Raw genomic sequence first — 11001 nt, 5'->3', positions numbered from 1 at the left:
GACGACCGCCCACTTCGTGCCGTCGATGCTGCGGATGCTCCTCGACGAGCAGGCCGCCGCGGAGTCCACGGCGTTGGGGGGGGGGGGGCCGCGGCCCGGCGCGCGCCCCCCCCCGCCGGGGGGGCGGGCCCCCGCGTCCTGAAACGACCGGGATCAGTCGTTGAGGTGCTGGCGGAGGTAGGCGTCGACCTTGTCCAGGGCCACCCGCTCCTGGGTCATCGAGTCACGCTCGCGGATGGTCACCGCGTGGTCCTCGAGGGTGTCGAAGTCGACGGTGATGCAGAACGGGGTGCCGATCTCGTCCTGGCGGCGGTAGCGGCGGCCGATCGCGCCCGCGTCGTCGAACTCGACGTTCCACCGGCGGCGGAGCTGGGCGGCCAGGTCCTTGGCCTTCGGTGAGAGGTCGGCGTTGCGCGACAGCGGGAGCACCGCGACCTTGACCGGCGCGAGACGGTGGTCGAGCCGCATGACCGTGCGCTTCTCCATGACGCCCTTGGCGTTGGGCGCCTCGTCCTCGGTGTAGGCGTCGATCAGGAAGGTGAGCGTGGCGCGGTCGACACCGGCGGCGGGCTCGATCACGTAGGGGACGTAGCGCTCGCCGGTCTCCTGCTCGAAGAAGCTGAGGTCGGTGCCCGAGGCCTTGCCGTGCGCGGTCAGGTCGAAGTCGGTGCGGTTGGCGATGCCCTCAAGCTCGCCCCACTCACTGCCGGTGAAGTTGAAGCGGTACTCGATGTCGACGGTCCGCTTGGAGTAGTGCGACAGCTTCTCCTGCGGGTGCTCGTAGATGCGCAGGTTCTCCGGGTTGATGCCCAGGTCGGTGTACCAGCGGAAGCGCTCGTCGATCCAGTACTGGTGCCACTCCTCGTCACTGCCGGGCTTGACGAAGAACTCCATCTCCATCTGCTCGAACTCACGGGTGCGGAAGATGAAGTTGCCCGGGGTGATCTCGTTGCGGAAGGACTTGCCGATCTGGCCGATGCCGAACGGGATCTTCCTGCGCGCCGACTGCTGCACGTTCAGGTAGTTGATGAAGATGCCCTGGGCGGTCTCGGGACGCAGATAGGCCAGGCCCGACTCGTCCTCGACCGCGCCGAGGTAGGTCTTCAGCAGGCCGCTGAACTGCTTGGGCGCCGTGAAGGAGCCCTTGTTGCCGCAGTTGGGGCAGGTGATGTCGGCCAGGCCTTCAGCAGGCTGCTTACCGTGTTTCTCGGCGTAGGCCTCTTCGAGGTGGTCGGCACGGTAGCGCTTGTGGCACGACTGGCACTCGGTCAGCGGGTCGGTGAAGGTGTCCACGTGGCCGCTGGCCTGCCACACCTCACGGGCGAGGATCACGCAGGAGTCGAGACCGACGACGTCGTCACGGCCCTGCACCACGGTCTTCCACCACTGCCGCTTCACGTTGTTCTTGAGCTCCACCCCCAGTGGACCGTAGTCCCAGGAGGCCCGCAGGCCACCGTAGATCTCGCTGGAGGGGTAGACGAGCCCACGTCGCTTGGCGAGGCTGACGATGGTGTCCATGATGTCCGTACGGCGTGCCATGAGAGAAAGTCTCCATCCGGCTGGAGGTCGGCGAGGAATTGATTGAGTTCCCAGCTTAGGGGAGCCGCACGAGCAGGACGTGCGCATTAACCATCGTGCCGCCTCGTCCGGTGAGAGCCGGCTAGGGGCGGTCCGCGTCCTCGAACGCGCTGGGCTCGTTGATCATCAGGGTCATCAGCGGATACATCGCCATCCGCGCCGCCCCGAGGGCCCGCCGGTAGAACCCGGCCCCCTCCCACTCGCTGACCAGTGCCCACAGCTCGGGCTCGTCAACCGACCTGACCACCCGGCCACGCAGGTATCCCGGCTGTCCCGCCAGGGTGTCGACGATGTCGTGCGCCTGTCTGAGGAACTCCCCTGTCTGACCTGGCGGCACCGAGTAGCGGATGAGAGCGAGCATCCGCCCAGCATGCCAGAGCACGGGCGCGGGAGCATGTCAGCGGAGGGGTCGCGGCGTTAGGCTCTGGTCGTGGCCGAAAAACGCCGTGAGCGCCCCGCCCATCCGATGGCCAGGCCCCGCCCTCCTCAGGGCGCGGAGCGGGGCTCCCCACAGCCCAGACGCCCCCTCCCACAGGGCGAGCAGTTCTTCACGCCCGGCGCGGACGGCCTGCGGCGCGCGGTCGAGCAGCGCAGCGCGGCCCCCCTCGTCTTCCTCTTCCAGCTCCCCCGCTGGATCATCCCGGTGATCCTCGTGGCGCTCCTGCTGGCCGGGTTCGCCGTGCCGTCCTTCCTGGGCGGGGTCGCGGTGCTGCCGGTGATCGGGTTCGTCGGCTGGCTGGCGTACATGTCGTGGCCCTCGCTCGGCGCGAAGGGCCGCATCCTGCGGGTCGCTCTACTCACCTTCCTGCTCCTGCTGGTCGCCGATCGATTCGGGGCGTTCTAGACGATTTTGACAACCATTTTCATTTACGCGCATACTGGGGGGCATGATGTCCGGCTCCTCCCGACGTATGCACGTGCGCACGGCAAGCCTGCTCGCCGCTCTCACCACCGTTCTCACCATCACCACCGCCTGCGGCTCCGGCCAGGCCGACCCGACACGGAAGAGCTCCCAGGGAGGTAAGACCGACATCACCGCGGCCATGTACCCCTTGCAGTGGCTGGCCGAGCGGATCGGCGGACCTGACGCCACCGTCACCACCCTGACCAAGCCCGGCGTCGAACCGCACGACCTCGAACTGGCCCCCGTCCAGGTCGCCGATCTCGAGAAGACCGGGCTCGTCGTCTACATCAGGGGCGTTCAGCCCGCGGTCGACGAGGCGGTCGAGCAGCACGCGGCCGACCGTGGCTTCGACGCTGCGACGGCCATCAAGACGCTTCCCCCGGTCACGCAGGAGGGGGAGGCCGTGGTCGAGCGGGCCAGCGACGTCGGCTACGACCCGCACATCTGGCTCGACCCCTCCCGCATGGCCGCAATCGCGACCGGGCTCGGCGACAGGCTCGCCGCGACCGACCCCGCCCACGCCACGGGCTACCGGGAGCGGGCCGCCGCGACCGCGACCGCGCTCAAAACCCTGGACGACGAACTCGCGCACGGCCTGAGCAAGTGCACGTCAACCGCGATCGTCACTAGTCACGCCGCGTTCGGCTACCTCGCCGACCGCTACAAGCTCCGCCAGATCGGGATCAGCGGCATCGATCCAGAGGCCGAGCCCTCCCCCGCGCGCCTCGCCGAAGTGGCGAAAGTGGCCGAGCAGGAGAAAGTGACTACGATTTTCACCGAGACTCTCGTCAGCCCGAAGGTCGCCGAGGTTCTCTCCACGGAGATCGGCGCCAAGACGGCGATCCTGGACCCGGTCGAAAGCCAGCCGGCGAACGGCGACTACCTGTCCGCCATGCGCCAGAACCTCACCGCTCTCCAAGCGGCTCTCGGCTGCTCGTAAAAGGTGATACGTGACATCCAACCAAGCGGTTTTCAACATGAGCGGCGGTCAGGTCAGCCTGGATCGCCGCCCGGTGCTTCGCGGTATCGACCTGACCATCGAGCCCGGCGAGGTCGTGGCCGTGCTCGGCGCGAACGGATCGGGCAAGTCCACCCTCATCCGCGCCCTGCTCGGTCTGACCCCCATGGCGGGCGGCAAGACCCTGCTGTACGGCGCGCCGCCCGCGCGCTTCAAGGAGTGGTGGCGGATCGGCTACGTGCCACAGCGGCTCTCGGTCGGCGGTGGCGTGCCGACCACCATCCGCGAGGTCGTCGCCTCCGGCAGGATCGCCAGGCAGCGGCGTTTCCGCCTGACCAGCGCGGCCGACCGTGAGGCGACCTCCAGGGCCCTGGAGTCCGTCGGCATGGCCCACAGGGCGGCGGACCCGGTCCAGGCCCTGTCCGGCGGCCAGCAACAGCGGGTGCTGATCGCCCGCGCGCTCGCCGGCGAACCCGACACCTTCGTCATGGACGAGCCGACGGCGGGCGTCGACGCCCAGAGCCAGCAGCTCCTCGCCGACACCCTGGCCTCCCTCGTCGCCCAGGGCAAGACGGTCCTGCTGGTCGCCCACGAGCTCGGCCCGCTCGAACCGCTGATCACCCGCGCCGTCGTGCTGAGGGACGGATTCGTCTGTCACGACGGCAGCCCGCCCCACGCGGTCGGCGCGCACGCGCTGCCCGGCCACGACCACGTGCACCCGCACGCGGAGGAGAAACCCCTCAGCACGCTCGACTGGAGACCAACGCCTTGATCGACCTCCTGCAGTACGAGTTCATGCAGCGGGCGCTGATCGCCGCGCTCCTGGTCGGCCTCGCCGCTCCGGCCATCGGCACGTTCATGGTGCAGCGCAGGCTCGCCCTGCTGGGCGACGGCATCGGGCACGTCGCGCTGACCGGCGTCGCGCTGGGGTTCCTGACCGGCACCGCCCCGGTGCTGACCGCGGTCGCGGTCTCCGTGCTCGGGGCGGTGGCCATCGAGCTGGTCCGCGAGCGCGGCAGGACCGGCGGCGACGTGGCGCTCGCCCTGCTGTTCTACGGCGGCATCGCCGGGGGCGTGCTGCTCATCTCGCTCGCCCCAGGGGGCAGCAACTCCAATCTGCTGTACTACCTGTTCGGCTCGATCAGCAGTGTCACCACGGAGGACGTGTGGGTGATCGCCCTGCTGGCGGCGGCGGTCCTCGGCGTCGTCACCTTCTTCGGGCGCGAGCTCTACGTGCTCTGCCAGGACGAGGAGGTCGCCAAGGCGAGCGGCCTGCCGGTGCGCTTCCTGAGCCTGCTGATCGCCGTCACCGCGGCGCTTACCGTGGTCATCGCCATGCGGGTGGTCGGCCTGCTCCTGGTGAGCGCGTTGATGGTGGTCCCGGTCGCGACCAGCCAGCAGATCACCCGGAGCTTCAGGAGCACGATGCTATTGTCGATGCTCTTCGGGATGGCCGCCACGGTCAGCGGGCTCACCTCGTCCTTCTATGTCAAGGTGCCATCGGGCGCCATCATTGTTGTCATAGCGCTCGGAGGGTTCGTCCTGGCCCTCGGGCTCGGTAGATTCGTACGCCGAAGCCGACCACAGGAGTCCAGCCCATGAGCAACAGACGCGATGCCGTCCATGACGTCCTCCGCCATAGTGAGGGCTTCCGCAGCGCGCAGGACGTCTACGCCGAGATGCGCGCGGAAGGCGCCAAGATCGGACTGACGACCGTCTACCGGGCACTGCAGGCCCTGGCGGACAGCGGTCACGTGGACATGCTCAGGACCGACGACGGCGAGTCGGTCTACCGCGCGTGCGCCAGCGGGGACCACCATCATCACCTGGTCTGCCGCCGGTGCGGCAGGACCGTCGAGGTCGCCGGGCCCGCGGTCGAGCGCTGGGCGGAGGCGGTCGGGTCCGAGCACGGCTTCACCGAGGTCACCCACACGGTCGAGGTCTTCGGCACCTGCGCGGCCTGCTCGACCGCCGCCAAGGCGCACGGGGCGGCGAGCCGCATCTGAGCGCTCCGCTCGCGGCCTGGGCTCGGGAAAAGGCATGACGACGTGCGTCCGTGAAAGACCCCCTGCGCCCGCTGCGGAGGGATAATCTTCCGAGACGGCGAGTAGCCGTACGCACCTTCCCGCGCCGAAACCGTCATCATCAGGAGTCAACATGCCATTCGGACATGACATGGTGCACTCACTCGCAACCGTGGTCGATCTCGTCAACACCTCCCCCGCGACCGGAGGTCCCGACAAGCTGACCAACCTGCGGGAGCTCGATGACTTCGTGGAACGCCGCCAGGTGAGCGGCGTCGGCGAGCTCGACACCGCCGACCTGACCAAGGTGCGCGCGGTGCGCGAGGCCTTCCACAAGGTCTTCACCGCCCCCGACCAGGCGACGGCGGTCATCCGGCTGAACACGTTGCTGAGCGGGACCCGCATCACCCCGCGCCTGACCGAGCACGACGGGCACCCCCTGCACGTTCACTACTTCGCGCCCGGCGCCTCGATCGGCGAGCACCTGTCGGCCGACCTTGGGGTCGCGCTGGCCCACCTGCTCGTCGAGGGCGAGTGGGAACGCCTGCGCACATGCTCGGCCCCCGACTGCGACAACGTCTTCGTCGACGAGTCGCGCAACCGTTCCCGGGTCTACTGCGACAGCCGCACCTGCGGCAACCGGATGCACGTCGCCGCCTACCGGGCCCGCCGCCGCGCGTGATTTCTTTTGGCGTGGCCAAGCCGGTGCGGCCCCGCCACATCCATATATCACTCTTCGTAATTACCTATTGACTGAGTAGGTATTAGGGGTAAGTTGGCCTGTGCATCGATCCAACACCCCCGGGAGAGTCCATGAGTGTTACCGACGAGCTTCTCGCCAACGCGGAGCGTTATGCCGCGACCTTCGACAAGGGGGACCTGCCGCTGCCCCCCGCGCGCGGCGTCGCCGTGCTGGCCTGCATGGACGCGCGACTGAACCCCTACGGCCTGCTGGGGCTCACCGAGGGCGACGCGCACGTCATCCGCAACGCGGGCGGCGTGGTGACCGCCGACGAGCGCCGCAGCCTGGCCATCAGCCAGCGTCTGCTCGGCACCAGGGAGATCATCCTCATCCACCACACCGACTGCGGCATGCTCACCTTCACCGACGACGACTTCAAGAGGCAGATCCAGGCGGAGGTCGGCGCCAAGCCCGACTGGGCGGCCGAGGCCTTCCCCGACCTGGAGGAGGACGTCCTGCAGTCCATCAGCCGGATCAAGAACGACCCCTTCATCCCGCACACCGACTCGGTGCGCGGCTTCATCTACGAGGTCGAGACCGGCCGCCTGCGTGAGGTCAAGGCCTAAAGAGGACCTCGCCGCGACGGCCCGCTCCTCCCGGAGGGAGCGGGCCGGGGCACGCGGCCCCCTCACGGGCTCCGCGGCCGACGGGGTCCCTCCCGGACGAGCCGGGCTCCCGGGTGAGGGGACACGGAAGCTCTTTGCGCGGGTCCCGCCGTCAGGGGCGCGGGGGCTCCGCCACCGGGTTCGGCACGGCTCCGCCGTACCTCCGGTCGCGCTTGGCGAAGGTCTCGCAGGCCTCCCACAGGTCCCGGCGGTCGAAGTCGGGCCACAGGCGGTTGAGGAAGACCAGCTCGGCGTAGGCCATCTGCCAGATCAGGTAGTTGGAGGTGCGCTGCTCGCCCGAGGAGCGCACGAACAGGTCGACGTCGGGGATCTCCGGCTCGTCCAGGTATCTGGCGAAGGTCTCCTCCTTCACCCTGGCCGGCTTGACCCGCCCCGCGGCGATGTCCTCGGCCAGCCGGAGCGCGGCGTCCACGATCTCGGCGCGACCGCCGTAGTTGACGCAGAACTGCAGGGTCAGCGTCGAGTTGCCCTCGGTCATCCGCTCGGCGTCCTGCAGCTCCTTGATGACGCTCTTCCAGAGCCGTCCCGGGCGACCGGCCCAGCGGACCCGCACGCCCATCGCGTTGAGCTGGTCCCTGCGGCGGCGGATGACGTCACGGTTGAAGCCCATCAGGAAACGGATCTCGTCCGGCGAACGCTTCCAGTTCTCCGTTGAGAAGGCGTAGGCGGACAGGTAGGGGATGCCCAGCTCGATCGCGCCCTCGATCACGTCGAACAGCGACGCCTCACCCGCCTTGTGGCCCTCGGTGCGCGGCAGGCCGCGCTGCTTGGCCCATCTGCCGTTGCCGTCCATCACGATCGCCACGTGCCGGGGCACGAGGTCGCGCGGGATGGGGGGCGGGGTCGCGCCGGACGGGTGAGGTACCGGGGGACGGACGTTCACGTGGCGAGCTCCCTTTCTACGTGCTCCCGTTCTACGTGTCGCAGAGAGCGTATGCCGTGCTCGAGGTGCCATTGGAGATAAGCGGCGACCAGGCCGCTGCATTCGGTGCGGTGCCTGCCCTCAGAGGCGTCCGCGGCCTGCCAGTCGCCCTTGAGCAGGGCGACCATCAGGGCGAGGGTCTCCCCCGCGGGTACGGCGGCGCCCGCGGGACGGCAGGCCCCGCACACCACGCCTCCCGCGACGATGGCGAACGCCCTGACCGAGGTCGCCCTGCACCGGGCGCACGCCTCGAGCGCCGGGGCGTAGCCCGCGACGGCCAGCGAGCGCAGGAAGTAGGCGTCGAGCACCAGTCTGGCCTCGTGCTCCCCAGAGCCCAACGTACGCAGGCCCCCGACCAGCAGCAGGAACTGGCGCAGGGCAGGCTCCTTCTCCGCCATGACCAGCCGGTCCGCGGTCTCCAGCATCGCGGTGCCCGCCGTGTAACGCGGGTAGTCGGCCACGAGCGGCTCGCCGTACGGGCGGATGGTCTCCGCCTGGGTGATCACGTCGAGCGTGCGGCCCGTGTGGAGCTGGAGATCCACGTGGGTGAACGGTTCGAGGCGGGCGCCGAAGCGCGACATGGTCCGTCTGACGCCCTTCGCGACGCCCCGGATCTTGCCGGTCCGCCTGGTCAGGACGGTGACGATGCGGTCCGCCTCGCCCAGCTTGTGGGTGCGCAGCACGATGCCCTCGTCACGGTACAGACTCACCGGATCAGTGTAGTGGGGTGCCCCGTCCGGCACGGTTCAATCACGATCAACGGGAACGGAAGGATCACGAGTGCGTGTTGTTCACCTAAAACTCACTAAACTTTGGCCTCTGGCGACCTCCCCGCGCCACGTTTCACCCCACCACTGCACGAAAGGGTGCCATGCCCCGCGTGGTCCTGCTGGGTTCATCACCCGGCCCCTATGCCGCTTTCGGCCAGTCGACGCCGTCCGCCGCGCTGACCCTGCCCGCGCTTCCCGGCTGCCCCACGGTGATCGGCAAGCTGCACGGCCAGATCGCCTCCCTCGACCCGGCGCCGGTGACGATCGCCAGATCCGATGATGCCGCGGCCTACCGGGGCTTTCCCGGCAGTCTCGTCGAGACCTCCGACCTGGCCGGCGACCTGCGCGCCGTCGCGGACGCGGTCGAGCACTCGACGGAGAACCTGCTCATCCTCCCGGCGAACTCGCTGATCCACGACGAGCTGATCTACCAGATCACCAAGTCGAAGCGTGGAGCGCTCGCGCTGATCACCAAGGAGCCTCGCGAGGAGGACGAGAACGGCGACACCATCGTCCCCGACGTCCCCATCGACGAGGCGCTGCCGGAGATCGGCGAGCGGACCCTGGAGGGCCTGCCGGTCAGGGTTCGCGCGAGCAAGTCCCGGGTGATCTCGGTCGGCTCGGCCTTCCACGCGGTCACCCGGCCGAACTCCGTCCTGCTCGGCCCGCTGCACCTGCACCACAAGCACGCGGTCACGCTGGCGGAGGCGGCCCGCGAGCTGGCCGACATGGCCCACCTGCTCGGCCCCGAGGACGACCTGCTCCAGCTGCTGGTCCTCGGCCTGGTACGGCGAGGCGTCTCGGTCGGCATCCGGGGCAGGCGCGACCTGTTCTACCGTCGCCTGACGACCCCGGAGGAAGCCGCCCAGGCGGTGACCGAGATGTCGGCGTTCGACGAGGACAGGGCTCGCCTGAACAACGCGGTGAAGGGAGCCGACGGCTTCTTCACCACCTACTTCGTCAGCACCTACTCACGTTTCATCGCCCGCTGGGCGGCCAGGCGCGGGCTCACGCCGAACCAGGTGACGCTGATCTCGATCGCGCTCGGCGTCGCGTCCGCGGCGTGCTTCGCGACCGGCGCGCGGCTCGGCATGGTGGCGGGCGGCATCCTGATCTACTTCGCGTTCGTCTTCGACTGCGTCGACGGCCAGGTGGCGCGCTACGCCCGCAAGTTCGGCGTGCTCGGGGCGTGGCTCGACGCCACCTTCGACCGGTTCAAGGAGTATGTGGTCTTCGCCGGGCTCGCGGCCGGCGCGGCCGTCTCCGGTGTCGGCGACGTGTGGACGCTGGCGCTGGTCGCGATCGGTATGCAGTCCATCAAGCACCTGCTGGACTTCTCCTTCGGCGCGGCCAACCGGCGCAGGCCTCCGTCGCCGCTGCCCTCGATGCCGCTGTCGATCAGCCCCGACACCGAGCTGCGCACGGCGCTGGAGCAGCGCAAGATCGCCCGTAGTGGCGGGATTCGCGGCCTGCTGAAGATGTGGAGCAAGGCCGGCAGGAACCGGACCGTCCACTGGGCCCGCAAGATGATCGTCTTCCCGATCGGCGAGCGCTTCGCCGCCATCGCGATCGTCAGCGCCTTCTTCGACGCCAGGATCACCTTCATCACCCTGATCATCTGGGGCGGCGTCGCCACCGCCTACTCGCTCACCGGACGCCTGATGAGGTCGCTCGCATGATCACCCAGCCGCAGACAACCCCCGCCCCCGACCCCTACCTGGAGCGGCTGCGCGTCCAGACCGCGAGGCTGCTCGCCTACCGCGACGACGGCCCGTTGGTCAGCGCGCTCCGCGGCAAGGTCGGCCCCGGGCTGCCCCCGGTGCCCGCCGCGATCGCCGCCCTGGTGGTGATCGTCGCGATCGCGGTGGCCGGGCTGCTGACCGATGGGCCGCTCCTGCTCCTCCCGGCCCTGGTCATGCTGGTCCTGGTGCTGCCGACCGCGGCCCGCGACCACCTGGGCAAGCTCGACTGGCTGGTCCCGCCGCTGATCAGGGCGACCGAGTTCCTGACGATCATCCTGGTCGGCCTGGCCGCCGAGGCGCCCAAGTGGCTGCTGTTCGTGCTGCTCTACGTGGTCGGCTATCACACCTACGACACGGTCTACCGGACGCGGCAGAGCATCTGGCCGCCCGACTGGATCTTCAAGGCCGGTCTCGGCTGGGAGGTGCGGCTGCTGATCATCGGTGCGGGCGCCGCGCTGGGCGCGGTGACCTGGGTGCTGGCCGCGCTCACGCTGTACCTCGGCGTGCTGTTCGCCGTCGAGAGCGTGACGAGCTGGGTGCGCCTGGACAAGGCCTCCGCGCTCGCGCAGGCGGGCGACGACCTGGAGGCCTCCCCCGAGGAGGCCATGGAGCAGGCGACGGGCGAGGCCGAGCCCGCCTGAGGCGGGGGGGGGGCCGGCCGCGCGGGGGGGGGGGGGGGGTGGGCGGTGGCGGGGGGGGAGGCGCGCGCTGTCGGAGATTATGAGGTTATGGCCG

The 11001-nt window shown here is 69.5% G+C and carries 13 protein-coding genes; 9 read left to right on the top strand and 4 right to left on the bottom strand.

The annotated features are described in order from the left end of the window. Nucleotides 1–153: 153 nt before the first annotated feature. Together AB0395_RS46440 and AB0395_RS46435 are read right to left on the bottom strand one after the other, a co-directional pair. The gene (locus tag AB0395_RS46440; protein WP_366294232.1) at nt 154–1539 is read right to left on the bottom strand and encodes a glycine--tRNA ligase; all 1386 of its coding nucleotides are present in this window, start codon (nt 1537–1539) and stop codon (nt 154–156) included. 121 nt (nt 1540–1660) lie between these two features. Further along, nucleotides 1661–1939, bottom strand: a complete 279-nt coding sequence (locus tag AB0395_RS46435; RefSeq protein ID WP_366294229.1) for an antibiotic biosynthesis monooxygenase family protein — start codon at nt 1937–1939, stop codon at nt 1661–1663. Nucleotides 1940–2008: 69 nt separating this feature from the next. Here AB0395_RS46435 and AB0395_RS46430 point away from each other — a divergent pair, with 69 nt between their 5' ends. The 7 genes from AB0395_RS46430 to AB0395_RS46400 all read left to right on the top strand — a co-directional run bounded on the left by AB0395_RS46430 (nt 2009) and on the right by AB0395_RS46400 (nt 6772). Next, on the top strand, nt 2009–2422 hold the full coding sequence (locus tag AB0395_RS46430; RefSeq protein WP_366294226.1) for a DUF6703 family protein: 414 nt from the start codon (nt 2009–2011) through the stop codon (nt 2420–2422). A 43-nt stretch (nt 2423–2465) separates the two neighbouring features. Continuing rightward, nucleotides 2466–3422, top strand: a complete 957-nt coding sequence (locus tag AB0395_RS46425) for a metal ABC transporter substrate-binding protein (RefSeq protein ID WP_366294223.1) — start codon at nt 2466–2468, stop codon at nt 3420–3422. 10 nt (nt 3423–3432) lie between these two features. Further along, entirely contained in the window at nt 3433–4212 is a 780-nt protein-coding gene (locus AB0395_RS46420) for a metal ABC transporter ATP-binding protein (protein WP_366294220.1), read from the top strand. Continuing rightward, nucleotides 4209–5042, top strand: a complete 834-nt coding sequence (locus AB0395_RS46415; protein WP_366294218.1) for a metal ABC transporter permease — start codon at nt 4209–4211, stop codon at nt 5040–5042. Before AB0395_RS46420 ends, AB0395_RS46415 begins: the two co-directional genes overlap by 4 nt. Next, nucleotides 5039–5446 carry a transcriptional repressor gene (locus AB0395_RS46410; RefSeq protein ID WP_366294215.1) on the top strand — a complete coding sequence of 136 codons (408 nt, stop codon included), beginning with the start codon at nt 5039–5041 and terminating at the stop codon, nt 5444–5446. The genes AB0395_RS46415 and AB0395_RS46410 overlap by 4 nt, the downstream gene beginning before the upstream one ends. A gap of 151 nt (nt 5447–5597) precedes the next feature. Beyond that, nucleotides 5598–6146, top strand: coding sequence for a CGNR zinc finger domain-containing protein (locus AB0395_RS46405; RefSeq protein ID WP_366294212.1), 549 nt, complete (start codon nt 5598–5600; stop codon nt 6144–6146). Nucleotides 6147–6277: 131 nt separating this feature from the next. Then, complete coding sequence (locus AB0395_RS46400; protein ID WP_366294210.1) at nt 6278–6772, top strand: carbonic anhydrase; 495 nt, start codon at nt 6278–6280, stop codon at nt 6770–6772. Between the two features lie 151 nt (nt 6773–6923). On the opposite strand, the gene AB0395_RS46395 is transcribed toward AB0395_RS46400, so the two are convergent. Further along, nucleotides 6924–7715: an isoprenyl transferase gene (locus AB0395_RS46395; RefSeq protein ID WP_366294208.1), complete on the bottom strand. Its 792-nt coding sequence runs from the start codon at nt 7713–7715 to the stop codon at nt 6924–6926. Next, the gene (gene recO, locus AB0395_RS46390) at nt 7712–8464 is read right to left on the bottom strand and encodes a DNA repair protein RecO (RefSeq protein ID WP_366294205.1); all 753 of its coding nucleotides are present in this window, start codon (nt 8462–8464) and stop codon (nt 7712–7714) included. Before recO ends, AB0395_RS46395 begins: the two co-directional genes overlap by 4 nt. A 161-nt stretch (nt 8465–8625) precedes the next feature. On the opposite strand from recO, the gene AB0395_RS46385 reads away from it, so the two are divergent. Beyond that, complete coding sequence (locus tag AB0395_RS46385; protein ID WP_366294202.1) at nt 8626–10203, top strand: CDP-alcohol phosphatidyltransferase family protein; 1578 nt, start codon at nt 8626–8628, stop codon at nt 10201–10203. Next, nucleotides 10200–10907, top strand: coding sequence for a DUF5941 domain-containing protein (locus tag AB0395_RS46380; RefSeq protein ID WP_366294200.1), 708 nt, complete (start codon nt 10200–10202; stop codon nt 10905–10907). Before AB0395_RS46385 ends, AB0395_RS46380 begins: the two co-directional genes overlap by 4 nt. Nucleotides 10908–11001 lie beyond the last annotated feature (94 nt).

The organism is Streptosporangium sp. NPDC051023 (assembly GCF_040689595.1).
Taxonomy (GTDB): Bacteria; Actinomycetota; Actinomycetes; order Streptosporangiales; family Streptosporangiaceae; genus Streptosporangium.
Note: the sequence above shows the minus strand (reverse complement) of the source record. Positions and strands in the feature narration are given on the sequence as shown.

Coding starts and splice junctions, on each gene's coding strand:
- AB0395_RS46425 (WP_366294223.1), top strand. CDS start 2,466: ATGATGTCCGGCTCCTCCCGACGTATGCACGTGCGCACGGCAAGCCTG.
- AB0395_RS46385 (WP_366294202.1), top strand. CDS start 8,626: ATGCCCCGCGTGGTCCTGCTGGGTTCATCACCCGGCCCCTATGCCGCT.
- AB0395_RS46410 (WP_366294215.1), top strand. CDS start 5,039: ATGAGCAACAGACGCGATGCCGTCCATGACGTCCTCCGCCATAGTGAG.
- AB0395_RS46380 (WP_366294200.1), top strand. CDS start 10,200: ATGATCACCCAGCCGCAGACAACCCCCGCCCCCGACCCCTACCTGGAG.
- AB0395_RS46435 (WP_366294229.1), bottom strand. CDS start 1,939: ATGCTCGCTCTCATCCGCTACTCGGTGCCGCCAGGTCAGACAGGGGAG.
- AB0395_RS46405 (WP_366294212.1), top strand. CDS start 5,598: ATGCCATTCGGACATGACATGGTGCACTCACTCGCAACCGTGGTCGAT.
- AB0395_RS46400 (WP_366294210.1), top strand. CDS start 6,278: ATGAGTGTTACCGACGAGCTTCTCGCCAACGCGGAGCGTTATGCCGCG.
- AB0395_RS46440 (WP_366294232.1), bottom strand. CDS start 1,539: ATGGCACGCCGTACGGACATCATGGACACCATCGTCAGCCTCGCCAAG.